Here is a 26,186-nt window from a genome sequence, read left to right as displayed (position 1 = left end):
TCTACCCCTTGTCGCCGTTCCGTCCGCGCTTCGGCTCTTCCGCCGCCGCGCGCTGCTGGGCGCGCTGGCGCTCGGCTTCCGCCTTGTGCTTCAGGCCGAGCGAGCGGCCCGCATTCGCGCTGATCGCGTTCGTGGACCCGATCGCCGCTGCACGACAGATCGCACGCACGCCCGGGTTGGCGTCGCCCGCGAGCACGGCGCCGAGGCCGCTGACCGCGGCCACCGCGACCTTGACCGTGTCGCCGTCGTTGTGGCGCGCGTCGGCGTACGACACGCCGCCCGCAACGACGTTCGTCAGCGGGGCTTCGATGGCAAGCGGGAGAGCCTCGTTCGCCTGCGCCTCCTCCAGGGCGACGACGAGATCCGCTTTGGATGCGCTCGACAGGGCGGCATCCGTGGGGAGTGCAAGAGTACCAGCCACAGGCAACCTCCTTCGGTGACGTCCGGTGTCCGAACGACCGCTGCCAAGGCTAGCGCGCCCGCGCGGACCTCCTGCCTTTTGTACTCCACGGGGGGTGTACTCCACCGTGGAGTACACCTCCCCCTTCTCGGAGGTTTTCTGTGGAGAGTCGCTGTGCTAGGCTCTGCTTCTGGTAATGCCCAGCCGTCGTGACAAAACGTACTCTACGGCGGTCGCCTGGCTACGGTCCGATCCGCGCGTCCGGGCTCCGCTCAGCCGCTCTTTGAGGAGCGACTACCGGCGGATCGCTGCCCTCGGCGACACCTGGGGGGGCGCTCTCGATGCCCTGGGCGCGCCGTACTACCTGGTCCGGTGGGTCGCCGGCCCCGGGACGAGGGACGTCGAGGAGCGCGAGCGACGCTACCGCGCCGCGTGCGAGGCGCTCCGCCGCGAGGTCCCGTGGACCGTGGCCGCGTGGCGTGCCCTGAAGGCCACGGGGCGGCCAGTTCGACCGGAGCCTCCGAGGCACAAGCTGCGATTGCTGTCAGTCTCCTTCGAGCCGATAGCGCCGGCCGTCCCCCAGAGCGACGTCACCCGAAAGTGTTCTCCGGCTCGACCAACTGAGAAACGGCAGGCCAGCGGGGACACGTCGACCAGTCGGGAAGAGTCAGGTTCTCGGGCGACCACGGCGCACGCTGCAACCGTGCAGAAGCGAAGTGCGCCCGCCGCTCTCGCCCCCTGGCGACGAACGTGAACACACGCCTGAACGCGGCAGGATGAGAGCGGCTCGTTCAGTCTTTGACTAGCTTCAGCAGCTTCCGGTCAGCGATCCAGTAGACACTCTCCTCGTCCACAGCGAGCGCCCACTGCTGCCCACGTGTTAACGGTTCAGTAATGAGCGCCGTCGGATTCCCTCCCGACACCGGCACCCTCATCAATTGATACGAGGAGCCGTCCCAGTTGATCCAGTAGACGTGGCTCGCGTCTACAGCGACACTCCGCGGGTTCGATTGTCCAAACGCCAGTGACACTGGGTCACCTCCGTCGATCGCGACCTTCATCACCGAACCGTCCTGCCTGTTAGTCCAGTAGACGCTCGCCGCGTCTACTGCAACGCTCTGCGGCTCCGACTGCACTGTAGCGAGCGCCACGGGGTCCCCCCCGCCGATCGCAACCTTCATTACCGAGCCATCACGCGTGTTAGCCCAGTAAACGCTTGTCGCATCTATAGCGATGTCGAACGGGCCCAGCTGCCCGGAGGCGAGTGTCACAGGGTCGCCCCCGTCGACCGTCACCTTCATCACCGATCCATCACCCTGGTTAGTCCAATAAACGTTTGTCGCGTCCACAGCGACGTTCGCCGGGTCCCGCTGCTCGGCGGCGAGTGCCACAGGATCACCTCCGTCAATCGCCACCTTCATTATCGCACCACCGTTCGTCCAGTAGACACTTGTCGCGTCCACGGCTATACCCTGCAGGTTTGCCTGCCCGGCGGCCAGCACAGTCGTGTTGCCCCCGGCGTTCGGAACCTTTACCACCTTGCCATTCACAGCCGGAGCTGTGAAATATACATTTGTCGTGTCCACGACGAGGTCTGCAGCGGGATCTACAATGGCCAAGATGACGGGCCGGCACATCGATCCGTCACAAGCGCCCCCTTGACAACTGTGGTCACACCTACCGCAATGCTCCGAATCAACGGAGGTGTCTACACAGGCTCCCGCGCAGTACACCGCGGCTCCTTCACAACTGACACCCGTACCGCTCGAAGCAACGCTGGCAGCGGTGCCGCTCGAAGCAACACTGGCGGCGTCATTTGATTCACTTCCTCCCCCACCGCTCGAACCACCAAACTCCCGATCGGACGGTGCACACCCTCCCGCTAAAGCCACCCACGACGTCACTGCGCCAAGGCATGCCAGTCGCCACATGGTTATCCTCCGGTGGTGAGTGTAAAGTCGTCTGGCTGGCCCTGTCGAGCGTGAGTGCACGTTCGCCCATAGCGTTCGCGCTGGGTATCTGAGAGCGGTTCCCCCAGTCCGGCGCGGCGTGCAGAGTACGTTACCCGCAGCTTCGCCGAACAACTTCGGCGTCCATGCCGGACTCGAGCTCGCCCGGCAGCGCGGGGTGGGAGCAGCCCAGCAGGTCTGAGTAGAGGTAAGCGCGCCCGTGAAAGGTGGACGCCGAAGCAGACCACGCTGTCAAGCGAGAAGTGGCAGCCCCCTGGCTCACTTCGTACGGCTGGAGTTTTCCGCGAAGCTCCAGGAAAAGCTCCCGGTCACAAGTCGTTGATAACTTATGGGTTTCAGGCTGCTCCGGGAGCTTCTGGAGCTTCTGGAGCTTTTCTGCGGGTTGTGGATCGCGCGCAGGCGCGCAGGAACGGTTGCCGGAAACAAGCTCCAGAAGCTCCAGAAGCTCCAGACCAGTGGACTTTCGAGTACTTACGGCCTGGAGCTTACCCTGGAGTTTGTCCGGCGACACGGAGCGCGGGGCCCGGTCGCGCAGCCCTGGACGGCAGCGCCGCTCGGCCCGGAGCTCGCGACGAGCCGCAGGTCCGCCCCCGGTCGCCGGAGGTGGCTCTGACGGCGGGGGCGCCGGCTGAGGATGGGACGCAGCGGGTGCTACCGGGGGAGCCGACGCGCTACCCGACGAGCCGGAGCGCTCCGAGAACTCGCCGACGGGTGCCCCGCGCCCCGAGTCCGCGTCAGCGGAGCAGGGCCCCCGCTGGCACCCGCCGGTAAAAGCGCGCCTTTTCGCCTTCGTCGCGCTCGTACAGCTTGGAGGCCACGACTCGCCGGCCGAACATGTGGGCCGACAGCGTGTTCTTGTGCCCATTCTCTCCGGCCCATGCCCGATACTGTCTGTAGAACTCGCTCGCCTGAATGACCTCGTCGGCCGGGCGTGTCGCGAGGAAGAGTCGCACCTGATCTGAAGAATCCCGCCACTCGTTGACGAGCACGAGGCTCTGGCTCGGCATCGTGTAGTGCTTCTGCCGCTGCAGGCGAGCGGCTCCCTCAAGAGCCCAAGCAACAACCCCGGATAGCTCCTGATCGAGGACAAGAGCCTCGGGTGCGATCTTCCTCTCCTGTGCCGTGTCGAACCTTCGGGTAAACGGCAGAATCATGGGCCGCCGCCAAAAGCCTGCGGAGAAATCCGACGCAGCGATCGGCCAGTTCGTGCTGAACATGTGCCCGGCAACCGGTCGAAACTCAAAGGGATCGCGGTGCTTTCTCTCCGCCATCACCGGATCACCCGTCACCACCGCCTTGAACGCCCCGCCGTCGAGGATCTCTCCGGTGGGCGTTTCCGACACGAAGTTAGCCAGCTTGCCCTCAAGCGCGGACAGCGCAAACCTCTCCGTCCATCGTTGCGGCGGAAGGCTCGCCAGAGCTTCCGGCGGAAACATCGCCCTCACGAGGTTGATCACCGCGCTCTTTCCGTTACCGCCCTCGCCATACAGAATCAGGCAGCGCTGGTACCTCACGGCGTCGCCGATGAGGCAGGCGCCCACGAACTCCTGGAGGAGCGCGGTTCTGGCCGCGGCTTCCTCCTCACTGCAATCCGCGAAGACACCTTCGAGGAACTCGTTGAGCAACGGCGTATGACCAGGGCTCCACGTCACGTAGTCCATCGGGTAGCCGTGCCGGGCTCGGTGGGCTTCGGAGTGCGGCACGACGTCGATCCGGCCGTCCCTCACCACGACGAAGCCGTTGCGAAAGGCAGCGCCTGGAGGAGCTCCCGAGAAGGTCACTCTTCCGGCCTGAGACAGCAGCTCGTCCCGTGCGATGGCTTCCGCGCCGCGCACGTCGGCCACGTTGACTTTGAGCGGCTTCTCGTCCTGGCCGACGGGTGCGCCGGCGAACTGGGCGGCCGTGTGTCGCACCACGTGGCTCGGAACGAGCTCCCACACCCCACGGGAGGGGCTGTAACGCCAGAACTCGCCAGCGTCGTACGTCAACGGTGCCGGGCCGAGCGCATGGAGGACGGCTTTCGCGAGCTCGGCGTGATCTCCACGCGCGAAACGCACGGTCGTCACGCCCGGAGCAGGTAGCCAACGGGCGCCTGCGAGCGTTCCGCGCTGGCGACCTTGTGGTGGAGCTCCTTCGCGCTCCACGGCGGCTGGCAGCGCGGATTGTAGAGCTGCTCGAGGAGCGCCAGCGCCGCCTGCGGCGAGAGCCCGAACCCTTTGACCAGGTGCAGCGCCGCGAGGAACGTCGCGCGGCTGCCACCCTGACCCTGCACGGCGGGCGGAAGGGTCTCAAGGTATGCCGCGGCACGCCGGTGCGCGTCCGCCGGAGCACCTAGCTCGCCAGGCCGCCCCTCTGGCTTGCTCCGCCGGCTCGGAGCCGACGTCACCACGCGCTCGAGCAGCCACCGCGGCGCGGGCTGCACCTCGGCGCTCGGATCCTCCCACGCGTAGCGGGTCCCGCTGACGTGCAGCGACGGCGGCGCGACGACGTAGCCGCCGTCCCCTCGCACGTCGACGCCGGGACCGAGGCGCCCGGTCACGCTCGGCACGTGCACGCCAGGCCACCGGAACCACCAGTGATCGCCCCCGGAGCCAGTGAAGGCGTGCAGTGTCTTCCCAAGGGGGCCGTGCAGCCGCACCAGTTCCACCAGCGTGCGATCCCCGCCGGCCGCCGGATCGACGTCCACCACGAAGGCGCCGGCGTGCTTCCCGAGGGCGATCCCGATGTTCGCCTGAGGTGCCGAGCGCCACCACGTAAGGATGACCCCCCGGTCCGTGCTCGCCTGGAGCACGCCTCGCCGAACGAGGCGGCCCGCTGGGTGCTTCCCGATCCGCCGGCATGCGGAACCTGCACAGGACGCGGAGCGTTCGCAGCAGCAGCGGGCGGCGTCGCCGGTGGCGACGGGCCACGCAACGGGCAGCACCGGCCACCCGCGGGCGGCGTAGGAGAGAGCAACCTCGAGGAGATTCACGGCCTGCGCCCGGAGTCGACGGGGGCCGAGAGCTCCAGGATCTCAGCAGCCTTCATCCTCCCGTTGGACCAGGCCTCCAGCTTCCGGGCGGTCGCCTCACCGAGCTTCTTGCCCTTGCGGACGTGAGGGTGGAGGGTCGAGTACGCGACGCCGGCCTCTTGAGAGAGCTTGTGGATGTTCATGCCCGTCGCCTCAAGGAACTGCTTCACGTTCATGCGGCGGATGATACGCGGACGAAGATATAGTTTCAACGATATATCGTCGCCGACTTCAGATTGTCACGCGAGGCCGGCGATCCCAAGGCTGGGACATGGCGCGCAGCGCGTTCGGGATGTACCTACAGGAGCTCCGCGAGGCTCGCGGCGTGAGCAAGGCGGAACTAGCGCGGGAACTGAAGGCGTCCTGGAGCACGGTCAACAACTGGGAGCTGCACGGAGCGCTCCCCGAGCGCGAGAAGCTCCGCCAGGTCGCCACCGTCCTGAAGCTGAAGCCCGAGGAGCGCACGAGGCTCCAGGCTCTCGTCGAGGAGGGCGGCGGAGCCCCTGCCAATGCCAACGGGACGCGAGGGGCATCCCCGGATGCTGCGCCGCCGCCTTTCATCGAAGGAGCGGCGGCGTCCTCGCGCTCGCGCTCGGCCGAGGCGCAGCGGATGCTCGAGGACGTGCTGACGCGGGCGCTCCAGCCGGGACGCCACACGATCGGCGATGCCCACAGCGTTCTGAGCGCTCTGACGGAGGCGGCTCACCTCGTGGCCGAGCTCGAGGCGCCCGAAGAGGCCGCGCGGGTCTGGCTGGACGCGGCGGCTCGACTGCGGGCGCGGGGCGTCCGCGTGACCGGTGCCACCCTCGCCGTGGGCTCAGCAGTGAGCCAGCCGGCGGACGCACGCCGAGGGGCCCCGCCCAAGTAGAGCGCCCGGAAAGATATATCGTTGACACGATATAGTTGACACTATATCGTTCAGGCGTGTCTTGTCCACGCCTCTCGACCTGCTTCGTCGACGTCCGGCTCGGTTCCGAGCTCCGCACCTACGCGGTCGCGCGGCTCCGTGACGCGTACTTCCTTACAGCGGTCGTGTGGGTCGAGACCGGGCAGCTCGTGCCCGGCGGGCTCGACGCGCTGGACGTGCAGGCAGCCGAGGAGGCGGAGCGGCTCCTCGAGCTCGAGCAGCGACGCCAGGTCGACCCAGGCGCGGACGGCGGTGCGCCGTGTGCGCCCGGGTCGACGAACGCAGCGCCACCGCCGTTCCGGCGAGGAGGCCGAACGTGAGCCACTTGGAGAAGCGCGCGAAGGAGTGGGAGCAACGACTACGTGACACCGCAAGCCGGCTCGATCGCGGCATTCGCATCGCTCCGGTCTATTCGTGGGAGCTCAACGACCTGGCGGATCTGGTCGAGGGGCTGCGTGTCGAGGCGCAGCTCGCTGCCGCTGTGCCGGAGAAGGAAGAGGCGTGAGTTGGCGTGGTGGCACCGAGAGGCCGCGCGCCGCTCGCGTGATAGGCGCGCCGGGCGGAAGGCCTACGCGGACACGTGGGCCCAGCCGGCGCGTCGCGTGATCTCTTGCTCGCGTTGCGGGCGCGCAGTCGAGTGGCGTGGCTACGTGGCCGCGCTGCTGTCGGGTTGGGTTTGGGAGTGGAGGCACGGGCGCGAAGTGTGGTTGTGCAACGACGCGCACGACGCCCCATAGGGAGGAAGTTTCATGGCTGTGTGCGACAGCGTTTACAGGTTTCTGAGGGCAAACTACGGCCCCAGGTGCACAGCGCCCCTCACCGGGCAAGACGCCAGGGCGCTACGCTCGTTCGTGCACCTGGTCGAGCTCTACCGCGTGTCGGACGAGACAGGCGCGCGGTGCGCGCTCGAGGCGATGCGCGCGACCGTGCGCGCAATGCAGACGCACACACGATGGATAGCGCGCGAGGCTATCGCCGCCGTTGCGGACTGGGAGGACAGGGAGCGGGTGTGGCGAGAGATGTTTCCCGACGAGCCCTGCGGAGGCTCGCGGCCATCAGGGGAGGGGGCGTGACAGCCGCCGCGCTCGTGCTGGAGTTGCTCCAGGCGCGCCCGGAGGGACTGACCCTCAAGGAGCTGCGCCACGCCTTCGTCGAGGAGTTGGAGCGCGGCTTCGACGAGCTGTGGGAGCTCGGGATGCTGGTGAACCGGCTCCCCGAGGACGGACCGCCGTGCCGGGTGGCCTGCAAGGAAGGGGTCCTGGCACGGCCCGTGACCGTCGAGCAGCTCTGCCGGCGCCTCCGTGCTCACGGTGGCTGGCCTGCTCAACTGGCGCGGGTGATCGCAGCGTGGTCACGCGAGCCCGGCGCGCTGGCTGTCCGGACGCGTCCGGAGCAACTTGCACTGGCGCTCGACCCGGCGCCGCCCCGCGCGCCCGTCCCCGAGCAGCTCGACGCCGATGTTGCCCCCGAGCAGCTCGACGCCGACGTTGCCCCCGAGCAGCTCGACGCCGACGTTGCCCCCGAGCAGCTCGACGCCGACGTTGCCCCCGAGCAGCTCGACGCCGACGTTGCCCCCGAGCAGCTCGACGCCGACGTTGCCCCCGAGCAGCTCGACGCGGAGCAGGAGAACGGCAGCGAGGACGATCACGATCTGTATCCCGCGGGGCTGTGGCTCAGCACGCCAGCGCCGGATCCCGAGCCCGCGCTCAACGTCGCGGCCCAGGAGCACCAGACCACGCTGGTGGAGCATGCCCCAGCGGAGCATACGCACGACTCGATCCGGCACGCGGCCTGCCCAAAGTGCGGAGCTGCACCGGGCAAGCGATGCCGCAACGTCAGGACGCGGAAGCTACGCCGCCGGCCGCACCTCGAGCGCCAGGCCGTCGAGGGAGCTGTCGCGCCATGAACGCTCGGCGCGTTGCAGAGCTCCACCTGCAGCTCGCGGAGCTCCACCGCGAGCTCGCCGACGCTCTCGTCGAGGGCGACGACGCTGCTGACAGCAACGCGCAGCCGGCGCCCCTTCCGCCTCCGCCGGCCCCCGCGCCGAAGAAGCGTACCCGACGAACCGGCGGGCCCCTCGTGGTCGCGCCCGTGGTGCCTCCCGACGATGTCACCCGGGCGCGCGCCCGAGCCCAGCTCAACCGCCTTGGGTTTCGCGGGCCATGACCCCCTGGCTCGATCTCGGGGTCAGCCGCGCGTGAAGATGCGGCCGCGCGCTTCCTCCCAGGGGACGGGCTCGGCGCGCCCCGCCCGGATGTCGTCGAGGCGCCTCCGGGCCTCCTCGGCCCATGCGCGTTCGACCTCCTCCGGCGGCTCGTTGCCCACGCTCTCCAAGGGCCGTAGCGCGAGGACGCGCCGTTCGCTTTCGGGGAGCTTCATCGCCTCCTCGAGGAGTTCTTCGACCGAGAGGGACACGACCCGCAGCGTAGCAGCTCCGGCGTGGAGGCCGGCGGACCCACGTCGAACGCCAGGGCATCGAAGGAGCTGTCGCCCCATGAGCCCCCGGCGCGTTGTCGAGCTCCACCGGCAGCTCGCGGAGCTCCACCGCGAGCTCGCCAACGCCCTCGTCGAGGGCGACAACTTCGCGGACAGCAACGCGCCGCCGGCGCCCCCTTGGCGGGCCCCTCCTCGTCGCCCCGTAGAACCTCCCGACGATCTCACCCGGGCGCGCGCCCGGGCACAGCTCGACCGCCTCGGAGTCCGCAGACCATGAGTGACCAGAGCGCGCCCTCAAATCCTCGCCGACGCCGCCGTGGCACGGGGACGATCGACCTCCTACGCGATGGCCGCTGGAGCCCGCGCCTACCGATCAGCGTCGGGCGCGGGCGCCTTGAGCCTTGCGCCACGTACGAGGCAGCGGAGGCCCTTCTAGACGCCGCACTGGCTGAGATCGCCGAGCGCAACCTGGTCCACGAGCAGGCAAACACGCTGCGCGGCTGGGGCGCCCGGTGGATGGACGACCGAGAGATCTCTGGCGTCGAGGACATCACGAGCGACCGCAGCCGCTGGCGCAGGCACATCGAAACGGCCGCCTTCATCGATTGGCCGCTCGCCTCGATCCGTCCGGTGCACGTGCGCGATTGGCTCGCAGAGATGCTCCGAAAGAGCGCCGCGCCGGGCCGAGGGTACCGCAACGCGCCGAAACGCCGGCTCGGCAAGCAGACGATCAAGAACACGCTCAACCTGCTCCGCTGCTGTCTGGCGGCAGCCGTCGAGCGCGAGCTCATCCGTGAGAACCCGGCGCAGGAGGTCCACCTACCGCGCGCCAAGAGAAAGGACCGCAGGACGTTCGACCCGTGGACGTACCTCATGCCTGAGGAGCAGGAGCGGCTGCTGTCCTGCCAGGACATCCCGGAGGAAGATCGCGACCTCGCGGCGTTCGCCTTGTGGACCGGTGTTCGCGAATCGGAACAGTGGAACCTTGAGCTCCGGGACGTACACCTTCAGGTGGCGCGGCCGTATGTCGTGATCCGGTTCGGCAAGAAGGACAAGTCGACGAAGAGCGGCAAGATCCGTCGCGTCCCGCTGTTCGGCCTCGCGCTGGAGGCGACCCAGCGGCAGGTGGCCCGCCTGGCTGACCCCCGGAAGAAGAACTCCCACGGCCTGCTCTGGCCGAGCCCGCGGGGAGAGCGCCGGCAGGCAGCGAAGGCTCCGCGCCACTGGAAGAAGCACCTCACCGCCGCGGGCATCGTCGCGGAGGAACGCCACGACCGGCGGCCGGTCCGCTGGCACGACCTCAGGCACACCTGCGCGTCCTCCCTCATCGCGGGCTGGCGTGGACGCCGCTGGACGCTGGAGGAGGTCAAGGAGCTCCTCGGCCACTCGGACATCAGCGTCACCCAGCGCTACGCCCACCTGGCGGACTCGGCCTTGGACGCGGCGGCCAGGGAGACCCATCAGGCGTCCGGTTCATGGGCAGAGCGATCTGCCCACAGTCTGCCCACGACGCCTGAGCCCGCTCTCGCAAGTGCCCGAAATCACAGGGCACCCCCGGCAAGAATTGAACTTGCGACCTTCGGTTTAGGAAACCGCTGCTCTATCCACTGAGCTACGGGGGCAGGGGCAACAGCCGCTACGGGGGCGGGACCCTGGCACACCTCGCCTCGTGTTTCAAGCCCGATCCCCAGCCGCCTCGCCGTTCAGTCCGCCCTTCCGCTTCCTCTCCGCCCCGTCCCGCCGCTCGTCCGCCGTCCTCCCCTCCCCGACCTCCCCGCCCCTCGCTCACGTCCACGGCCCTCCCCAGAGCGCCGCCCCGATCGCCAGCGCGATCCCACCCCGCGCCAGCCCTGCCCGCAGCGCCCCCGTCGCGCGCTCTCGGCTCCCCCGCACCACCCGGGCGATCTGCGGCGCCCCCCGGTAGGCGTGGGTCGGCCGCACCACCTCGACCCGCACCTCGTCCCCGAGGCCGAAGTCGACCCTCTCCCCCGCCCCCACCCCAATCCCCGCCCCGCCCTCTCTCGCCTCCTCCGCCCCGACTAGCCTCCGCGGCAGCCGCAGCGTCAGCACCTTCGCCAGAGCCACGGCGTCGACCACGAACACCGCCGCTGCCACCGCGAGCCCGACCGCCGCCACCGCGCGCCCCACCTCGGGCGCCGCCGGCCTCCCGAAGAGCGCCGGCACTGCCAGCGCCGCCGCCGCGATCACCGCCGCCGTCGCCGACCACACCGCGCGCCGATCCGCCTGCGCCACGATCGAGCCTGCGCGCGCCCTCCCGACGCGGTTCGCCGCGAGCAGCACCACCGCGAGCGCCGGAACGAACGGCAGCGAGAACACGGCGCCGAACGGCGCGCCGACGATCATCCCCGCCGGCCCCAGCACGAGCCCGACGGTCATGCCGTTGACGACGCCGGCCACCACGATGGCCCACAGCGCGAGCAGGCTCGCCACGATCGGCCCCCGCCGGGTCCACCGCCCCGGTCCGTCCGCCCACCCCGGTCCGTCCGCCCACCCCGGTCCGTCCGCCCACCCCAGTCCGTCCGCCCACCCCGCGCCCGCGCCCGGCGCCGCCGCGCCGGCGCTCCCCACGCCTCCGATCCGGCTCGTCAGGTAGTGGCCCAGGAGCCCCGCGACGACCGGCGTCACGCCCGCGAGCAGGTAATGGAGCGAGCGGTCCGGGAGATGGAAGCTGTCTGCGGTGAGCCAGCCGCCCACGAGCCCGATCGCCCCGAAGGGGAGCACGAGCGACACAGGAGCATCAGGCGACACGGAATCGGACGTTGAACGCGGCATCTTGAAACCTCCGGCTCGTTCGTTCCCCTTCGACGCGCTTGCCCTCGAGCAGCTTCCAGCAGGCTGGCTCGCCGCCCGACCTTCCATCTTCTCATCCCCGCGCTCCGCGCGCACTGCCCCTGCCCCTGCCCCTGCGCCTGCGCCTGCGCCTGCGCGCCACGCCGCCCGCGTCGCGTGACCCCATGGCCCCCTCGGCTCCCCGCGCCGGCCGCTCGCCACGCCGCTCCCTGCGCGTCGGCCCCCCCGTTCCGCACAGGCACGCCGCACGCCGCCGGCACGCGATCAGCCCGCGTCCAGCCGCGGCACCTGCGGCTCCGGGTAGTGGCTGAGCGCCACCAGGTTCCCCTCGGGATCGCGCGCGTACATCGTGTAGGCGCTCTCCCGCTCGACGGCCACGCCCGCCGCGGCCAGCCGGCGGCGCCACGCCTCGCGCTCGGACGGGGCGATCCCCAGCGCGACGCAGTGCCAGCCCGGCGCCTCGTCCGAGCGCGTCGGCCCGGCGACCGCCGCCCGCTCCACGGCCAGGAAGGCGCCGCCCCCGAGCCCGAGCCACACCGACCGTGGCGCTCCGGCCTCGTCCGTCCAGCGCCGCACCACCGGCAGCCCGAGGACGCCCGCATAGAACGCCTCCGCCCGCTCCAGTTCGCGCACGACCACGGCCAGGTGATGGACCGACAGCGACGGCAGCGTCTCACCCATGCAGCCCCGTCATCTCAGCGCCTTTCTCGCGGCGCCGCACCGAAAAACCGCACGAAACCCGCGCGTCACGCGCCCCCGCCGGCCCGAGCGCCCGAGCGAGCTGGCTTGCCCCGGCAACACACCTCGTCTATGGTCCCGCTCGCGGACGTTCCGCCCGGGGAGTCGCACAGTCCGGTAGTGCACGAGCTTTGGGTGCTCGTTGTCGCGGGTTCAAATCCCGCCTCCCCGACCCTCTCCGACGATCCCATCCCCTGTCGCGATCCCGACGAGCCCCTTGCCAGAGCGCTCGCCTGCTCTGCCGCCCGCTCTCATCGTCCCCGTCGCGCCTGCAGCTTACTTGGCCCCCTCGGGCCTCCCGCGCATAGTCCCGCCGATGTCGACGCGCGGAAGGCTCATGCTCGGCGCATGTCTCTCCTTGTCCGTCCTCGCGGGGTGCGGCGGGCAGCAGGCGGCCGCTCCGGCCGCGGCCCCGGCCAAGCAGGCGCAGAGCGCAGCCCCGGCCAAGCAGGCGGCGCCCGCCGGGCAGCTCGCCCGCGCCGACGTCGACCGGGTGCTGCAGCAAGGCCCGCCCTGGATCCTGCGGCGCGTCCCGGTCGAGGAGGTCGTCCGGGCCGGCGCGTTCATCGGCTGGAAGATCCTCGCGCTACCCGCGGACTGGAGCGCCATCGAGCTCAAGCCCGGCGACGTCGTGACCCAGGTGAACGGCACGACGCTCGAGCGCCCGGACGACCTGTTCGCGGCCTATCGCACCCTGGCCAGCGCGAGCGAGCTCAAGATCGCCTACGAGCGCGAGGGCACCGCGCGCGAGCTCGTGGTGCCCATCTTCGGGCCTCCCTCTCCGCAGACCGTCAAGGCCCTCGAGAGCGACAGCCCCCCGCGCCGCCCGGCCACGACCCGGCCCCGGGGAACGACGGTGATCGAGGAGGACGACGGCGCCACGCCGCTCGACGACGGCGCGCCCTGAGCGAGCGCCCGCCGCCGCGCGCCCGCCCACGGGCGCTCGGTGACGCGCTCTCCTGAGCGCCCGGCGCCGCGGCTCCCCCGCGGAAGCGCCGGGCGCGGCGTCTCACATATCGAGGGCCAGCCCCAGGACCCACGTCGAGGTGCCGACGTGCATCTGCGAGCTCGAGCCGAGCCCGTCGAGGTTCGCGTACATCCACTCGCCGAAAAAGTAGGTGTGGTTGATGCCCGTCGTCTCATCGAGCTGCGACGACGCGCGGCGATCCATCCAGTTGAGCGCGAGCATCGCGCCGAGCGCGAGGTGCGTGCCCCAGGTGATGCCCTCGCCGCGGACCCCATCGACCACCGCCGTCCCAGGGCCGGACGACGTGTACCAGAGGCCCATGCCGAGGCCCGCCTTCGCGTAGGGGACGATCGGAATGCCCGTCCGGCGCATCAGCTCGTCGCCGCGGAGAACCGCCGACAGGTGCATCGGCATGACGGTGAACGAGGTCTCCTCCGCCTCGGCCCTCGTGTCGCTGCCCGCCTCGAACGCCTTCGCCGACGCCGACGTGTACCCCCAGCCGAGCCCCGGGCCGATCGCGCCGACGTACGGGATCCGGAGCGGCAGCCAGTCGAGCTCCATCCCGAAATAGAACCGCGCGCCGTCGCCGAAGGTCCCCTCGTAAGGACCCGCGCCGGAGAACTCCTCGTCGACCTCCGGCGAGTACGGGGCGAAGCGGAGCTCGAACGCGAAGCTCTGAGGCGAGGCATAGCGCTCCTCGCTCAGGATCCTCCCCCGATCGTGCTGCCGCCAGTCGCTCCGGCTCGTCTGCGCGCCGGCCGCGGAGACGACGAGGAGCGCCGCGGTGCCGGCGAGGCACGCCGCCGCAAGATGACGGAGATGACGGTTCATTGGCTCTCCTGCGTGATGGAACGCGCGCGAAGCCGGCGGCCCCGGCGCCACAGGCCGAGCGCCGCGCCGGCCACGAGCACGCCGAGCGGCGCCGACACCCACCGGCCGGCCCCGATCGGCCCCCCGACGCTGCAGAACCCCCCGCCGGCCTGCCCGCCGGCGTCCCGGTACTTCTCGAAGAACCCGTCGACGTCGACCGGCGTCGCGCAGGACAGCTCCGACAGCGGGCCGGCGTTGCCCACGAGGTCATAGGCCGAGACGCCGACGACGTACGGCTTGCCGTTGGCGATCGCCTCCCCGTTGTCGAACTTCATCGCCTCGCCACGGTTGGCCTTCCCCACCTTGCCACAGCGCAACGCGCTCTCCGGGACCTCCCCGGGGACCAGGCGCGACGCCTGGCATCCGGAGCTGCCGGCTCCCGTCGCTCCGCCCCCGCTCCCGCCGCCGGCCGCCCCCGCGCCGCCGGCCGCCCCCGCGCCGTCGTCGCCTCCGCCGGCCCCCGCCCCGCCCGCGCCGGGCGAGGATTGCCCCCCTCCGTCGCAGTAGAGATAGTACCCCTCCACGTCCTCGTCCTCGTTCTGCTTGAAGTCGATGAGGAGACGACCATCGCCGGGGTGCGCCTCGACCTCCGTCGGCGGCTTCGGCCCCTGGAGATCCATCTTGGTGCTCTCCCACTTCGCGTGATCCGGCCCGTCCTGGTCCAGCGACTCGAGCCGCATGAAGTACATGGTGACCGACACCGCGCCGGTGCTGGACCTCGTGCCCTCGCACCCCTCGGCGCCGAGGGCCGCCGCGATCTCCTTGGCCGACAGCTCGATCTCCATCGTGTCGTCGAGGGGCGACACGGCCTTGATCCGCCGGCATCGCGTGCCCGTGTCGCGGTTCGAGTAGAGCGTGCAGTCCTGCGACTCGCTGACCCAGACCTCGAGCGTCTGACTGGTCGAGAAGCCGGTCAGCGTGACCGTGAAGCGCAGATCGTTGTCCGTCAGGCAGTCCTCGCGGCTGATCCAGAGCGGGTTCTCCGCGTCCGGGCGCCTGTCCCCGGTGCGGTCCACGTCGGTGCTGATGGTCACCGTCGCCTCGGCCCGGCGCGCGGCTCCGGCGAGCGCCGCCGCCGCGAGCGCCGCCGCGCACAGCCGGGGGAGCCGCCGCCCTCGCGGCCAGGGCCGCACGAGAGTCCTTGTCGTGTCCATGGGCGGGTCCTTTCAGCACAGCTCGTACCACGCCGCAAATGCCTCGCACAGCCCTCCGCGCAGCAGGGAAGCAGCAGGGAAGCCGCGCCTCTGCCCGAGTCGGAGCCCCTCCGAAGACCGCGTCCGCCGCGCTCGGAAGCACCGGCGGCCCCCTCGGCCGCCCCCGCCGGAGGGCGCCGCGATGCCCACGTCGGCGACGCGCGAAATGACGAGCTGGCCACCCTCGCGGTCCCTTCCTGACAAGTTGGCAGCGGCGCCGCGGCGCGCGGGGGCGAGCGGGCCGCCGCGCCGCGCCGCGACGCCGGGCGCGCCGCGTGGCCTGAAACACGCGCTCTTCGAGAGAGCTCGGCTAGCCTGGGGCGGGTGGACCCGACCGACGCCGCTCCCGCGCAGCCGAGCGCGAAGGGGCGCGCGGCCGCCCCGGAGACGCTGCGCTCCGGGCAGCCGAGCGCGCGCCCGGACGGCGCGCCTGCGCCCGGGTCCGCCCCGTCCGTGCGCCCGGCGTCGAACCGGCCCAGCCGGCTGCCGCCGAGCGGCGCGCCGCCGAGCACCGACACCGCCGTCCTCGGCGTCACGCTCACCCGCGTCGAGCTGCACCGGTCCGCGCTGCTCTTCTGCCTGCTCTTCCTCGCCGCCCTCATCTTCGTGGTCGGCCGCTCGGCGCGCGACGCGCTCTTCCTCACCAGGTTCCCCGTCACCTGGATCGCGCCGATGTGGATCGTGTACGGCGCCGCCTCCGCGGTCGCGGCGCTCGCCTACGACCGCGTCGCCCGCCGCCTCCCGCGCGCCCGCCTGTGCGTCGCCTTCGCCCTGTTCGGCGCGATCACGTTCGCGCTCCTGCGCGTGCTCATCGGCCAGGAGGTGCGCGCCGCGATCCTCGTCTTCTACATCTGGTCCGAGATCATCGCGAACTTCACCGCCGTCCTCGTCTGGGCCGTCGCCCAGGACCTGCACGACGCGCGCAGCGCCAAGCGCCTCTTCGGCCTGATCGGCAGCGGCCGCGTCGTCGGCACCGTCGCCTGCGGCTTCGGGACCGGCCTCGTCGTGACGTGGATCGGCACCGAGAACCTGCTGTTCGTGCTCATCGCCGCCCTGCTCGGCATGGCCTCGCTCACCACGGCGCTCGCGCGGCGGCACCCGCTGGAGCGGCCCCCGTCCGGCGACGACGAGCTCATCCAGGCCCGCCTCCCCCGCATGGAAGTGTGGCGATCGCGCTACGCCCTCACCATCGCGCTCCTGACGCTCCTCCTCTTCACCGTGCTCACGGTCGGCGACTACCAGTTCAAGGCGATCGCCCTCACCGCCTACCCCGACCGCGACGATCTCGCCCGGTTCATGGCGCACCTCTACGGCGCCGTCGGCCTGCTCGGCCTGCTCGTGCAGCTCGGCGCGACGCCGGCGGTCCTCCGCCGTCACGGCGTGCTCGGCGGGCTGCTCGCCATGCCCGCCGCGTTCACCGCCAGCACCGCCGCGCTGGTCGCGATCCCCTCGCTCGCCTTCGCCTCCATCATGAAGCTGAGCGACAACGCGCTCCAGTTCACGATCTACGACGCGACGATGCAGCTGCTCTTCTTCCCGTTCCCGCCGGCGCTCCGGGAGCGGGTGCGGACGCTCGTCTCCGCGATCGCCAAGCCCCTCGGCTACGGCCTCGGCGCGCTGGTCCTGCTCGCCATGGCGCCCACCGCCGCCACCGGCCCCGCGCTCGTCGAGGAGGCCGCGCGCCTCGGCCTCTACTGCCTCCCGCTCTGCGTCGCCACCATCGCCCTCATCCCGCTCGTGCGGCGCGGCTACTTCGACGCCATGCGCAGGACCTTGATGCGCCGCCAGCTCGGGCCGGACAGCGTCGCCTACGGCCCGCAGACGCGCGCGATCCTCAAGGAGGCGCTCTACAGCCGCGCCATGACGCAGGTGCTCTTCGCCATCGATCAGCTCCGCCAGCTCGACCCCGCCCTCGTCCGCGAGGCCGTGCCCGCGCTCGCGCGCCACGGCTCGGCCAGGGTGCGCGCGCTCGCGGTGCGCCTCGCGGCGGAGCTCGATCACGAAGAGGGCGCCGAGATCGCGCGCGCGGCGATCCGCGACCGGAACACCGCGGTCCGCGTCGCCGCGGTCGACGCCCTCGCGGCGCTGCTGCGGGAGGACGCCCACGACGAGCTGCTCGCGCTCGCGCGGGAGAGCGACGCGCCGCGCGGCGCCTCCCCCGGCGCGCCCGGCGACGACGAGCTCCGGGCCGCCGCGATCGCCGCGCTCCTGCGCCACTGCGGCCTCGACGGCATGCTCGAGGGCGCGCCGCGGCTGCGCGCGCTGCTCGAGAGCCCCTCCCCGCGCGACCGCGTCGCCGCCGCCCGCATCCTCGGCATGGTCGGCCACGCGTCGCTCCAGCGCGCGCTCGCGCGGCTCATCGGCGACCCCGACCCCGCGGTGCGCCGCGAGGCCGTGCGCTCCTCGTCGAGCGTCGCCGATCCGCGCCTGCTCCCGCTGCTCGCGGACGCCCTCGCCGAGCGCGCCCTCGCGCCGGCCGCGGCCCGGGCCATCGAGGCGCTCGGCGACGCCGCCATCCCCGAGCTCGCGGCGCGCCTCGACGACGACAGCACCCCGCGCGGCGCGCGGCTCGCGATCCCGCGGGTGCTCGCGCGGCTCTCCAGCCACGGCGCCCTCGACGCGCTGCTCGCCCAGATCGACCACCCGAACGAGGCCCTCCGCCAGAAGGTGCTCGCGTCGGCCTCGCGCCTGCGCCTCGCGCTGCGCGCGCCCCCGGCCCCCCTCCGGCGCATCCGCGCCTGCATCGACGACGAGACGGTCGAGCACGTCCGCGCGCGCGAGGCGTACATCGCGGTGCGCCCCCGCGTCGCGGGCCCGCTGCTCGATCAGCACCTGCTCCGCCGGCTGCGCAAGGGGATCATCCGCGTGCTCCGGCTGTGCGAGCTCGCCTACCCGCGCGAGGTCGTCGCCCTGGTGCGCACCCACGTCTTCGGCCCGGATCCGGCGCTGCGGGCCAACGCGTTCGAGGTGCTGGAGTCGCTCCTCGACCGGCCGCTTCGCGAGCGCCTCGTCTCCCTCGTCGAGCGCCTGCTCGCGCTCTCGGGCGAGTTCCCCCGGATGCCGATGCCGCCGGAGGCCGCCGCCGTCGCCTGGATCCGCCGCGAGCTCGTGCGCGGCGAGCCCTACAGCGCCGCGCTCGCGCTCGACGCCGTCGCGCGGCGCGCCATCGCCGGCGCGGCCGCGGACGCGCTCGCCGCGACCTGGGATCCCGACCCGCTCGTCCGCGAGGCCGCCGCCATCGCGATCGCGGTCACGTCGCCGGCCGGCGCCCCCGAGCGCCTCGCCGAGCTGCGGGTCGATGAGGATCCCGCGGTGGCCCGTTACGCACGATACTGGGCGGTCACCGGCGGCACCGGCATCGAGCCCGAGGACGAGATGTACACCACCATCGAGAAGGTCCTGTTCCTCCAGCGTGTCCCGCTGTTCTCGCGCGTGGCCGGCGACGATCTCGTCGCGCTGGCGCGCGGCTCGCTCGTGATCTCGCTGGCCCGGGGCGACGTCATCTTCCGCCAGGGCGAGCCGGGCGGCGCGCTCTACTCGATCATCTCGGGCGAGGTGAGCCTCACCCTGGACGGCCGCGAGATCGCGCGGCTCGGCGCGAACGACGTCTTCGGCGAGATGTCGCTGTTCGACAGCGAGCCGCGGGGCTCGACGGCCGTGGTCACCGAGGACACGGAGCTGCTCCGGGTCTCCGCCGAGGATTTCCACGAGGCGGTGCGGGAGACGGCCGAGATCGCCGACGCCGTGATCCGGGTGCTGAACCGGCGCCTGCGCGAGGCCGATCGCAAGCTGGCCGACGCGCACGCGCGGCTGTCGCTCCTGCCGAAGCCGCCGCCGCTGCCCTCGCGAGAGCCGCCGCCGTCGGACGAGGAGGCGCCGGCGCTCGACGACAGCGACCTCGATTGAGGCAAGGGCCGCGCTGATCGACGGCGCGCGGGCCGAGCTCCGGAACGAAGCTTGCAGCGCGCGGTGACTGTTCCGGCGCGCGAGGACGTCTGAAGAGACCCGAGGACGCCCGAGGCCAGCCCGACCTCTTCCTGGCATCCCCCTCGAGAAGGACCCATCATGCACCCGATGCCTCTCCCCCCCGCTCCCCCGAAGCGCCCTGCGCCTGCGGCGTCGGGCATCACCAGGGCCCGGCTCCGCCGGCTCGCAGGCGCGCTGTCGCTGCTCGCCGCGCTCGTCGCCGCGCCGTCGAGCGCCGCCGCCCAGGGCCTGCCGCAGGGCTACACGACCGACGAGCCCCGCGCCGCCGGTGAGACCGCGGCTTCACGGCCCGCCGAGACCCAGCCGGTCCAGGCCGAAGTCGGCGTGAGCGCCGAGCTCGCGGTGGACGAGTACTACGAGGACACCGACCCGAGCGCCGTGATCGAGTTCCAGGAGCCGCTCGCCCCGTACGGCACCTGGATCGACGACCCGAGCTACGGCCGGGTCTGGGTGCCTTCCGCGGTCGTGGTCGGCCCGGGCTTCGCGCCCTACCAGACCGCGGGCCGCTGGGAGCTGACCGACGACGGCGAGTGGCTGTGGGTCAGCGATTACGAGTGGGGTCACATCCCCTTCCACTACGGCCGCTGGGTCTGGATCCCCGTCCACGGCTGGGCGTGGATCCCGGGGCGCTCCTATGCCCCGGCGTGGGTGGTCTGGCGCGTCGGCGACGGCGGCTACATCGGCTGGGCTCCGATGCCGCCCACCTATTACTGGAGCAGCGGCGTCGCGGTGTCGCTGTGGACGGTGCCCCCGGCGGCGTACGTCTTCTGCCCGACGACCTACGTGTTCCACCACCACGTGCACCGGCACGTCGTCCGGGATCGCGAGGTCGTCCGGCGCATCGCCGCGCATTCGCACCCCTACAGGCCGGCGCGGCCGACCGTGAGCAGGACCGGGCGCGACGACGTCCGCCCGGGCGGCAGGCGGGGGCCCTCCAGCCCGTCCCACGGCATTCGTCCTGGCAGCTACCGCCCCGCATCGCCCTCGCTCGCCGAGGCCCGTGTCCCCTCGTCGGCTGCGCCGAAGGTCCGCGGCAAGGCGGATCCCCGCGCCCTCGCCTATGCGCGCAAGAGCACGACGCCGAGCGCGCGCCTCGCGCCCCCGTCGTCGCGCCGTTTCTCGGCGCCCCCGGCGCCGTCGGGCGATCGGCGGGCGTCGCCGTCGCTGCGCACCCCGAGGTCGCACGACGGCGACGCGCCGGCCTCCGTCGCCAGGCCCGGCCTTCCGGGGCGGGGCTTCTCCGGCGCGGGCCCCCTGCCCCGCGCCGGCGCGCCGCACCGCGCCTCGAGGGCGACCGTCGCGCCCCCGTCGGAAGCGCCCGCCCCGACGCCGCGCGCGCTCCCGGCGCCGCGCGTCGCCCCCTCGCCGCGCGTCTTCACCGCGCCGCCCGCGCCGCGCACCGTCACCGCGCCGCCCGCGCCGCGCGTCGACGCCACGCCGTCCGCGCCGCGCGCCGTCCCGCAGCGGTCGGCGCCGGCGCCGACGCCGGCGCCGCAGCTGAGCGCGCCGGTCGCGAGGCCGCACGCCCTCCCGAGCGCGCCGCGGGCCCCGCGGCCCAGGATCCACCTCCCGTCGGGCTCGGCTCCGGGGCGGGCGGCGCCGGCGCCGCCGGCGCGTCCGCGGTCGAGATAGCGATTGGTCCACGTCTTGCGACGTCCACGGGCAGGAGCAGATGCGATGACGTTTTCCGCTGACTTCGTGAAGCTTCGTTCACTGGGGCTGTGGTCGTTCCTTCTCGTCGCCGCGCCCCTGGCTTCGTCCGGCTGCATCATCGTCGACGAGGACGGCCACCACCGGGACCACCAGCACGACGATGGGGACGGCTGGGAGGACGACCACGACAACCAGCCTCCCCCGCCCGCGGACGAGCCGAGGCTCGTCGCCATCGACACGGACGCCGCCCTGAGCAGCGAGCCGGGCGAGGGGGTCGGCATCTTCGTCGAGTATGCGGCCGGCGGGACGTGGCGGCTCTGGACGACCTGCGACACGAACCGCTCCAAGGTCGTCTGCAGCTTCGATCTCTACGCCTCGGTGGACACGTCGTCCGAGCTGTTCGACATCGTGGGGACCGACCTCGAGAAGACGGACGCGACGCGCCTCGCCGACGACGGCATCGCGTACCTCCACGCCGAGACCGGCTCGGACATCGACGCGATGACGTTCACCACGACCGAGGGCGCCATCGTCCGGCTGGAGGCGTACCTCGACGGCGCCCAGGAGCCTCGCTACGTCTACTGGTTCGGCGACGGCGTCCTGCACGAGGGCGCGCCGACGAACCCGATCGATTTCCAGCCGACCTCGCCCTGAGGACGCGGGCGCCGACCTCGCCCCGCAGAGCGCGCGGGGACGGCGCCGCTCCTCCCGCTGCCCGCGCGGCGGGAGGAGCGCGGGCAGCGGGGACGCGGGCCGCTCAGGGCGCCTTCTTCGGCTGGATCGGCTGCCCCTCGACGTCCCACGCCTCCGGCTCGCCGAGGCCGATCGCCTGGAGCTGCGGCAAGATCTCCTGCCGCGGGCCGACGAGCACGAGGGTCGCCCCCTTCGGATCCACCGCCCTCGCCAGCTCCGCGAGGCCGGCGAGCGTCGCCTGCTGCCGCGCCTGGCTCGCGGCGCTGTCGAACGTCTCCGGCAGCGAGAGCCGCGCCAGCGTCCCGAGGCGCAGCGCGGTGCGGTTCACCGTCTCGTAGGCGGAGACGAGGTCCGCGCGGTCGTGCGCCTGCACCTTCGCCAGCTCGTCCCGGGTCAGCCCGGAGTCTGCCATCTTGGCAAGCTCGCCGAGCATCTCCTTCAGGGCGGGTCCGGTCGCCTCGGTGACCACGGACGCCCGCGCGACGAAGGCGCCCGGCCGCTTCGTCTCGCTGAACGCCGACGCGGCCCCGTAGGACCAGCCGTGATCCTCGCGCAGGTTCTGGTTCAGGCGCGACGTGAACGAGCCGCCGAGCGCGGTGTTGATCAGCTGGAGCAGCGGCCGCCGCGGATCGCTCGCGGCGACCCCCTCCCGCACGACCGCGATCACCGACTGCGGCGCCCCCGGGCGGTCGACGAGCACGAGGCGCGGCGGCTTCCAGGCCGGGGCCGCGGCGGGCGCGGCCGGCGCGCCCTTGTCGGTCGGCGCGGCGCCGGCGGGCGCGCCCTTGCCGGACCACGCGCCGAGGTCGCGCGCGATCGCCTGCATCACCTCGTCCCGGGTGATGTCGCCGACCACGGAGATCACCGCGCGATCGGGGCGCCACGCCGCCTTGTAGAACGCCTTGACGGCCGGGAGCCCGATCGATTTTGCGTCCGCGAGCAGGCCCTCGACGGGGTGCCCGTACGGCGTGCCCGGCCCGTAGAGCGCGGCCGTCGAGACCAGCGCCGAGACCCGCGTCGGGTCGTCGCCGCGCTTCCGGAGGTCGTTCTGCCAGAGCTCGCTGACGCGCTTCCACTCCTTCGCCTCGAAGCGCGGGCGCGCGACGACGTCGGCGAGGAGCGAGAACGCCTTGTCGAAGTTCTTCTTCAGCACGGAGAGGGCCGCGACGCTCCCGTCGGCGCGCGCCCCGACCGAGAGCGTCGCGCCGAGATCGTTGATCGCGCTGGACAGCTCCACCGCGCTGCGCTGCCCCGCGCCCTCGTCGAGCATGTCGGCCGTGATGTGGGCGAGGCCCGCGGCGCCCTTCGGATCGTCCGCCGACCCCGACGCGACGGCGACGGACACCGCCACGATCGGCAGCGTGTGGCGCTCGAGGAGCCACACCTTGATGCCGTTCGGCCCGTCGAGCACCACGGGCGCGGGCGGCGTGAACGGCTCCGGCTTGGGCAGCTCCGGTTTGGGCCCGAGCGGGTCCGCGGGCTGGGCGGCCGCGGCCGGGGGCGCCTTCTGCGGCGCCTCCGCCCGGGCCGGGGACTGCGCCGGCGCCTTCGGCTCGCAGCCGACGGCCGCGGCGAGCAGCGCGATCAGCGCGCCTGCGTTCCTCGCTCTCATTTCGTCACCGCCTTCTTCGCCTCGTCGCTGCCCTTCTTCGCCTCGTCGCTGCCCTTCGGCACGACCCTCACGATCACCCGCGCGTTCGGGTCCAGCGTGCTCTTCGCGGTCGCCTGCAGCGACGCCGCGGTCGCGTCGCGGTAGCGCTTCAGATCCTGCTCCACGAACCCGGGCTGGCCCGTCCACGTCTCGTACCGGTTGAGCATCGAGGCCCGGCCGGCGACCGACTCGAGCGCCGTCACGAAGGCGGTCTCGTACTGGTTCTTGGCCCGGTCGAGCTCCTCGCGGCTCAGGTGTTCGTCGCGCACGCGGGCGAGCTCGGCGTCGATGGCGGCCTCGAGCTTCTCGAGCGGCACGCCCGGCCGCGCGATCGCCTCGACGGTGAACGTCGAGCCGAGGTCCCCGGAGCTCTGCTGGGCGCTCACCTCCTGGGCGAGCGCCTTGTCGTAGACGAGGGCCTTGTAGAGGCGGCTCGCCTTTCCCTGCTCGAGCGCGGTGGCGAGCAGATCGAGCTCGGCGTCGCCCGGCGCGAAGCGCGCGGGGCTGTGCCAGGCCATGACCACCTTGGGGAGGTTCACGTTGTCCTCGATCGTCTGGCGCACGACGCCGCTCAGCTTCACCGGCGGCGGCGCGGCCACCTCGGGGACCGGCCGCCCCGGGATGCCGCCGAAGTACCGCTCGATGGTGTCGCGCGCCTTCTGCGGATCGAAGTCGCCGGCCACGACCAGCGAGACGTTGTTCGGCACGTACCACCGCCGGAAGAACGCGGTCACGTCGTCGACCGTCGCGGCCTGGAGGTCCTCGTGCGAGCCGATCACCGGGTGATGGTAGGGGTGCCCTTTCGGGTACATCAGCGAGGGCAGGAGGAGCTCGACCTTGCCGTAGGGCTCGTTCTCGCTGGTCTGGCGGCGCTCGTTCCTCACGACGTCGCGCTGCGTGTTGAGCTTGGCGATGTCCATGCTGTCGGCGAGCGACGCGAACCGGTCGGCCTCGAGCCACAGCAGGAGCGGCAGCGCATGGGCCGGCGCGACCTCGTGGTAGTCGGTGCGGTCCTCGCTGGTCCACGCGTTGTTCCAGCCGCCTTCGGCCTCCATCCACGCGTCGAACTGCTTCGTGGGGACGCGGCGGGTGCCCATGAACATGAGGTGCTCGAACAGGTGCGCGAAGCCGGTGCGCCCCGGCTCCTCGAACCGCGAGCCGACCTTGACCATGAGGTTCAGGGCGACCATCGGCAGCGCGTGGTCCTCGTGCAGGATCACGGTGAGGCCGTTCTCGAGGGCGTACTTGGTGAAGGGGACGTCGAGCTTCGGCGCGGGAGAGGCGGCGGGCGGCGCTCCCGGCGCGGGCTTCGGAGCGGCGGCCTCGGGCGGCGCGGCCGGGGCGGCCTTCGGCCCGGAGAGAGAGAAGGCGGCGGCCACGGCGGCCAGGATCGGCCCCGTGGAGCGCGGGAGCGGCGGGTGACGCGCGCGGGTCTGCATGAGCCCGAGGGTTGCGCCGGTCCCAGGCGGGACGCAAGCGGCCGGGAGCACCGAGGGCGAGATGCAGCCGGCGAGGGTGCCGTTGTCAAGTTGTCACGGACAACGGACGCACGGCGGAAGGGATAAGGAAAGCGCGGCTCGGGAGCGGGACAGCCGGGCTCACGAAGGCCGGGCGCCGGCCGGGCTCGCGGGCGCTGCGGGCGGCGGCGCCGCCCCTTGCCGGTCCTCGATCGGCTTGCTCTCCGCGGCCTTGCGGGCCCTCTCGTCTCATTTCCGGATCGTCCGCGCCTCCTGCCCGGAATCCACAACGAGAGCACCTCGGGCGGCACAGGGCCGGTCGAGGGTCGAGGTGGAGCGCTGGGGCAGCCGGGCGCAGCGGCCTCTCTCGCTGCGTGCGCCCACGTGGAGATCGGTGGAATGGGTCAGTACGACATCGCCTTGCGGCACATCGCGCTGCGCTGCGGCGACGAGCTCGCTCGGGGTCTGACGCTCGCATTTGCGGTCGACTCGGTCTCGTGGGTCGAGACGCAGCTGACCGCGCTGGAGCGCAGGATCGACCGGGTCCTCGAGCTCCGCGGCGGCGGTCAGCGGCGCCTGGTGCAGCTGGAGTTCATCGTCGCGCCGGGCAATGACCTCGCGCTCCGCATGTTCGAGTACGCGGTCCTGCTCGTGCTCTCGCTCCGGGCCGCGGTCGACCCGGGCCGGGGCGACGGCGCCATTCCCCCGGTGGAGAGCGTGGCCGTCCTCCTCAGCGGGCGCGCGGCTCCGTGGCCGCTCGAGGGGCAGTTCCGCACGAACTGGCCCGAGAGCGAGCGCTTCTGCGGACAGCGCTTCCGCATCGAGGCTGTCTACCAGCGCAAGGTGGCCGAGCTGATGGCGCGACCGGGCGTGTTCTGGCTCGTCTTCACGCCCCTCGCCGTCGACGCCACGGAGGGCTCGATCCGGCAGGTGGTCGAGGAGATCCGCCGCCGCGAGCCTCGCGACGAGCAGCGCGCGGAGCTGTATGCCGTGATGCAGGTGCTGGCGGAGCTGGCCCCCTGGGGGCACACTTGGCACAAGGAGATCAGGATGCGCGTACAGGAGCTGGATCAGCAATCGATCCTGGCGAGCGAAACCCTGCGGGAGGTGTTCGAGCAGGGTATCGAAAAGGGCGTGGAGCAGGGTATCGAGAAGGGACGCAAGCAGGGTATCGAGGAGATGCTGCGGGGCGTGCTCGCGCGCCGGCTGCGCCGTGAGCTGAGCGCCGTGGAGCAAGCCGCCGTGGCCAACAGGGCGAGCACGCTGGGCGATCCCCAAGCGGCTGCCGCCGTGTTCGAGCTGGACACCGAGGCCCTGCTGGCCTGGTTGCTCGGCCCCGACGCGGAGTGAGCGCGGGCCTCCGCGGCCGGCGGCGCTGAGCAGGTGGGCTTCCCTCCCGAACGACCGGTGCTCGATGCGCGGCCGACGACGTGCGGCACCCCC

General features: G+C 72.2%; 24 protein-coding genes, 2 tRNA genes and 1 pseudogene. 12 read left to right on the top strand and 15 right to left on the bottom strand.

What is annotated here, in order from left to right; all coding sequences use genetic code 11:
* Position 1 precedes the first annotated feature (1 nt).
* From NQZ70_RS12780 to NQZ70_RS12760, 5 genes are all read right to left on the bottom strand, one after another.
* On the bottom strand, positions 2 to 427 hold the full coding sequence (locus NQZ70_RS12780) for a hypothetical protein (RefSeq protein ID WP_272828271.1): 426 nt from the start codon (positions 425 to 427) through the stop codon (positions 2 to 4).
* Between the two features lie 764 nt (positions 428 to 1,191).
* Complete coding sequence (locus tag NQZ70_RS12775) at positions 1,192 to 2,019, bottom strand: DUF5050 domain-containing protein (RefSeq protein WP_237245271.1); 828 nt, start codon at positions 2,017 to 2,019, stop codon at positions 1,192 to 1,194.
* Between the two features lie 1,085 nt (positions 2,020 to 3,104).
* Positions 3,105 to 4,436, bottom strand: coding sequence for a phage/plasmid primase, P4 family (locus tag NQZ70_RS12770; RefSeq protein WP_129574473.1), 1,332 nt, complete (start codon positions 4,434 to 4,436; stop codon positions 3,105 to 3,107).
* Positions 4,433 to 5,341, bottom strand: a complete 909-nt coding sequence (locus NQZ70_RS12765; protein ID WP_129574472.1) for a bifunctional DNA primase/polymerase — start codon at positions 5,339 to 5,341, stop codon at positions 4,433 to 4,435. Before NQZ70_RS12765 ends, NQZ70_RS12770 begins: the two co-directional genes overlap by 4 nt.
* On the bottom strand, positions 5,338 to 5,556 hold the full coding sequence (locus NQZ70_RS12760; protein WP_129574471.1) for a hypothetical protein: 219 nt from the start codon (positions 5,554 to 5,556) through the stop codon (positions 5,338 to 5,340). Before NQZ70_RS12760 ends, NQZ70_RS12765 begins: the two co-directional genes overlap by 4 nt.
* Positions 5,557 to 5,651: 95 nt before the next feature.
* Between NQZ70_RS12760 and NQZ70_RS12755 the strand changes: the two genes are divergently transcribed.
* The 4 genes from NQZ70_RS12755 (at position 5,652) to NQZ70_RS12740 (ending at position 7,360) form a co-directional block, all read left to right on the top strand.
* Entirely contained in the window at positions 5,652 to 6,248 is a 597-nt protein-coding gene (locus tag NQZ70_RS12755) for a helix-turn-helix transcriptional regulator (protein ID WP_129574470.1), read from the top strand.
* Positions 6,249 to 6,304: 56 nt separating this feature from the next.
* The gene (locus NQZ70_RS12750; protein WP_129574469.1) at positions 6,305 to 6,607 is read left to right on the top strand and encodes a hypothetical protein; all 303 of its coding nucleotides are present in this window, start codon (positions 6,305 to 6,307) and stop codon (positions 6,605 to 6,607) included.
* Positions 6,604 to 6,792, top strand: coding sequence for a hypothetical protein (locus NQZ70_RS12745; RefSeq protein ID WP_129574468.1), 189 nt, complete (start codon positions 6,604 to 6,606; stop codon positions 6,790 to 6,792). Before NQZ70_RS12750 ends, NQZ70_RS12745 begins: the two co-directional genes overlap by 4 nt.
* 244 nt (positions 6,793 to 7,036) lie before the next feature.
* Positions 7,037 to 7,360, top strand: a complete 324-nt coding sequence (locus tag NQZ70_RS12740; RefSeq protein ID WP_129574467.1) for a hypothetical protein — start codon at positions 7,037 to 7,039, stop codon at positions 7,358 to 7,360.
* A 278-nt stretch (positions 7,361 to 7,638) separates the two neighbouring features.
* Here NQZ70_RS12740 and NQZ70_RS12735 read toward each other — a convergent pair whose 3' ends face one another.
* Both NQZ70_RS12735 and NQZ70_RS12730 read right to left on the bottom strand, forming a co-directional pair.
* The gene (locus NQZ70_RS12735) at positions 7,639 to 7,935 is read right to left on the bottom strand and encodes a hypothetical protein (RefSeq protein WP_272828268.1); all 297 of its coding nucleotides are present in this window, start codon (positions 7,933 to 7,935) and stop codon (positions 7,639 to 7,641) included.
* Between the two features lie 539 nt (positions 7,936 to 8,474).
* The gene (locus NQZ70_RS12730) at positions 8,475 to 8,666 is read right to left on the bottom strand and encodes an addiction module protein (RefSeq protein WP_207217819.1); all 192 of its coding nucleotides are present in this window, start codon (positions 8,664 to 8,666) and stop codon (positions 8,475 to 8,477) included.
* A 115-nt stretch (positions 8,667 to 8,781) separates the two neighbouring features.
* Here NQZ70_RS12730 and NQZ70_RS12725 point away from each other — a divergent pair, with 115 nt between their 5' ends.
* Complete coding sequence (locus tag NQZ70_RS12725) at positions 8,782 to 9,000, top strand: hypothetical protein (RefSeq protein WP_129574464.1); 219 nt, start codon at positions 8,782 to 8,784, stop codon at positions 8,998 to 9,000.
* Positions 9,001 to 9,155: 155 nt separating this feature from the next.
* Here the strand turns inward: NQZ70_RS12725 and NQZ70_RS12720 are convergent, their stop codons facing one another.
* Complete coding sequence (locus tag NQZ70_RS12720; RefSeq protein ID WP_237245270.1) at positions 9,156 to 9,542, bottom strand: hypothetical protein; 387 nt, start codon at positions 9,540 to 9,542, stop codon at positions 9,156 to 9,158.
* A 54-nt stretch (positions 9,543 to 9,596) separates the two neighbouring features.
* On the opposite strand from NQZ70_RS12720, the pseudogene NQZ70_RS53320 reads away from it, so the two are divergent.
* A pseudogene (locus tag NQZ70_RS53320) lies at positions 9,597 to 10,091 on the top strand (tyrosine-type recombinase/integrase); the annotation flags it as partial.
* A gap of 181 nt (positions 10,092 to 10,272) precedes the next feature.
* Here the strand turns inward: NQZ70_RS53320 and NQZ70_RS12710 are convergent.
* The 3 genes from NQZ70_RS12710 to NQZ70_RS12700 all read right to left on the bottom strand — a co-directional run bounded on the left by NQZ70_RS12710 (position 10,273) and on the right by NQZ70_RS12700 (position 12,215).
* Positions 10,273 to 10,345 (bottom strand) — tRNA-Arg (locus tag NQZ70_RS12710).
* A 163-nt stretch (positions 10,346 to 10,508) separates the two neighbouring features.
* Positions 10,509 to 11,516 carry a hypothetical protein gene (locus tag NQZ70_RS12705; protein ID WP_207217818.1) on the bottom strand — a complete coding sequence of 336 codons (1,008 nt, stop codon included), beginning with the start codon at positions 11,514 to 11,516 and terminating at the stop codon, positions 10,509 to 10,511.
* Positions 11,517 to 11,798: 282 nt separating this feature from the next.
* Entirely contained in the window at positions 11,799 to 12,215 is a 417-nt protein-coding gene (locus NQZ70_RS12700; protein ID WP_129574462.1) for a VOC family protein, read from the bottom strand.
* 155 nt (positions 12,216 to 12,370) lie between these two features.
* Here NQZ70_RS12700 and NQZ70_RS12695 point away from each other — a divergent pair.
* Positions 12,371 to 12,444: transfer RNA gene (locus tag NQZ70_RS12695), tRNA-Pro, on the top strand.
* A gap of 165 nt (positions 12,445 to 12,609) precedes the next feature.
* Positions 12,610 to 13,179: a serine protease gene (locus tag NQZ70_RS12690; RefSeq protein WP_129574461.1), complete on the top strand. Its 570-nt coding sequence runs from the start codon at positions 12,610 to 12,612 to the stop codon at positions 13,177 to 13,179.
* A gap of 102 nt (positions 13,180 to 13,281) precedes the next feature.
* Here NQZ70_RS12690 and NQZ70_RS12685 read toward each other — a convergent pair whose 3' ends face one another.
* Complete coding sequence (locus tag NQZ70_RS12685) at positions 13,282 to 14,070, bottom strand: MXAN_2562 family outer membrane beta-barrel protein (protein ID WP_129574460.1); 789 nt, start codon at positions 14,068 to 14,070, stop codon at positions 13,282 to 13,284.
* The gene (locus NQZ70_RS12680; RefSeq protein ID WP_207217817.1) at positions 14,067 to 15,263 is read right to left on the bottom strand and encodes a hypothetical protein; all 1,197 of its coding nucleotides are present in this window, start codon (positions 15,261 to 15,263) and stop codon (positions 14,067 to 14,069) included. Before NQZ70_RS12680 ends, NQZ70_RS12685 begins: the two co-directional genes overlap by 4 nt.
* A 363-nt stretch (positions 15,264 to 15,626) precedes the next feature.
* Between NQZ70_RS12680 and NQZ70_RS12675 the strand changes: the two genes are divergently transcribed.
* The 3 genes from NQZ70_RS12675 to NQZ70_RS12665 all read left to right on the top strand — a co-directional run bounded on the left by NQZ70_RS12675 (position 15,627) and on the right by NQZ70_RS12665 (position 21,596).
* Positions 15,627 to 19,208, top strand: a complete 3,582-nt coding sequence (locus NQZ70_RS12675) for a HEAT repeat domain-containing protein (RefSeq protein WP_129574457.1) — start codon at positions 15,627 to 15,629, stop codon at positions 19,206 to 19,208.
* Between the two features lie 159 nt (positions 19,209 to 19,367).
* Positions 19,368 to 20,921: a DUF6600 domain-containing protein gene (locus tag NQZ70_RS12670; protein WP_129574456.1), complete on the top strand. Its 1,554-nt coding sequence runs from the start codon at positions 19,368 to 19,370 to the stop codon at positions 20,919 to 20,921.
* 45 nt (positions 20,922 to 20,966) lie between these two features.
* Positions 20,967 to 21,596 carry a hypothetical protein gene (locus NQZ70_RS12665; RefSeq protein WP_129574455.1) on the top strand — a complete coding sequence of 210 codons (630 nt, stop codon included), beginning with the start codon at positions 20,967 to 20,969 and terminating at the stop codon, positions 21,594 to 21,596.
* 103 nt (positions 21,597 to 21,699) lie between these two features.
* On the opposite strand, the gene NQZ70_RS12660 is transcribed toward NQZ70_RS12665, so the two are convergent.
* Together NQZ70_RS12660 and NQZ70_RS12655 are read right to left on the bottom strand one after the other, a co-directional pair.
* Positions 21,700 to 23,247 carry a pitrilysin family protein gene (locus NQZ70_RS12660; RefSeq protein ID WP_129574454.1) on the bottom strand — a complete coding sequence of 516 codons (1,548 nt, stop codon included), beginning with the start codon at positions 23,245 to 23,247 and terminating at the stop codon, positions 21,700 to 21,702.
* Positions 23,244 to 24,725 carry a pitrilysin family protein gene (locus NQZ70_RS12655; protein ID WP_129574453.1) on the bottom strand — a complete coding sequence of 494 codons (1,482 nt, stop codon included), beginning with the start codon at positions 24,723 to 24,725 and terminating at the stop codon, positions 23,244 to 23,246. The genes NQZ70_RS12660 and NQZ70_RS12655 overlap by 4 nt, the downstream gene beginning before the upstream one ends.
* 417 nt (positions 24,726 to 25,142) lie before the next feature.
* Between NQZ70_RS12655 and NQZ70_RS12650 the strand changes: the two genes are divergently transcribed.
* Positions 25,143 to 26,093 carry a hypothetical protein gene (locus tag NQZ70_RS12650; RefSeq protein ID WP_129574452.1) on the top strand — a complete coding sequence of 317 codons (951 nt, stop codon included), beginning with the start codon at positions 25,143 to 25,145 and terminating at the stop codon, positions 26,091 to 26,093.
* Positions 26,094 to 26,186 lie beyond the last annotated feature (93 nt).

Source organism: Sorangium sp. So ce836, assembly GCF_028553905.1.
GTDB classification, from domain to species: Bacteria; Myxococcota_A; Polyangia; order Polyangiales; family Polyangiaceae; genus Sorangium; species Sorangium cellulosum_D.
The sequence above is the reverse complement of the archived record's forward strand: the minus strand, read 5'-3'. Positions and strand labels throughout refer to the sequence as shown.

Excerpts from the sequence above, each read along its gene's own strand:
- NQZ70_RS12760 (WP_129574471.1), bottom strand. The coding sequence starts at position 5,556 with ATGAACGTGAAGCAGTTCCTTGAGGCGACGGGCATGAACATCCACAAG.
- NQZ70_RS12755 (WP_129574470.1), top strand. The coding sequence starts at position 5,652 with ATGGCGCGCAGCGCGTTCGGGATGTACCTACAGGAGCTCCGCGAGGCT.
- NQZ70_RS12740 (WP_129574467.1), top strand. The coding sequence starts at position 7,037 with ATGGCTGTGTGCGACAGCGTTTACAGGTTTCTGAGGGCAAACTACGGC.
- NQZ70_RS12730 (WP_207217819.1), bottom strand. The coding sequence starts at position 8,666 with ATGAAGCTCCCCGAAAGCGAACGGCGCGTCCTCGCGCTACGGCCCTTG.
- NQZ70_RS12725 (WP_129574464.1), top strand. The coding sequence starts at position 8,782 with ATGAGCCCCCGGCGCGTTGTCGAGCTCCACCGGCAGCTCGCGGAGCTC.
- NQZ70_RS12705 (WP_207217818.1), bottom strand. The coding sequence starts at position 11,516 with ATGCCGCGTTCAACGTCCGATTCCGTGTCGCCTGATGCTCCTGTGTCG.
- NQZ70_RS12700 (WP_129574462.1), bottom strand. The coding sequence starts at position 12,215 with ATGGGTGAGACGCTGCCGTCGCTGTCGGTCCATCACCTGGCCGTGGTC.
- NQZ70_RS12690 (WP_129574461.1), top strand. The coding sequence starts at position 12,610 with ATGCTCGGCGCATGTCTCTCCTTGTCCGTCCTCGCGGGGTGCGGCGGG.
- NQZ70_RS12685 (WP_129574460.1), bottom strand. The coding sequence starts at position 14,070 with ATGAACCGTCATCTCCGTCATCTTGCGGCGGCGTGCCTCGCCGGCACC.
- NQZ70_RS12680 (WP_207217817.1), bottom strand. The coding sequence starts at position 15,263 with ATGGACACGACAAGGACTCTCGTGCGGCCCTGGCCGCGAGGGCGGCGG.
- NQZ70_RS12670 (WP_129574456.1), top strand. The coding sequence starts at position 19,368 with ATGCACCCGATGCCTCTCCCCCCCGCTCCCCCGAAGCGCCCTGCGCCT.
- NQZ70_RS12665 (WP_129574455.1), top strand. The coding sequence starts at position 20,967 with ATGACGTTTTCCGCTGACTTCGTGAAGCTTCGTTCACTGGGGCTGTGG.
- NQZ70_RS12660 (WP_129574454.1), bottom strand. The coding sequence starts at position 23,247 with ATGAGAGCGAGGAACGCAGGCGCGCTGATCGCGCTGCTCGCCGCGGCC.
- NQZ70_RS12655 (WP_129574453.1), bottom strand. The coding sequence starts at position 24,725 with ATGCAGACCCGCGCGCGTCACCCGCCGCTCCCGCGCTCCACGGGGCCG.
- NQZ70_RS12650 (WP_129574452.1), top strand. The coding sequence starts at position 25,143 with ATGGGTCAGTACGACATCGCCTTGCGGCACATCGCGCTGCGCTGCGGC.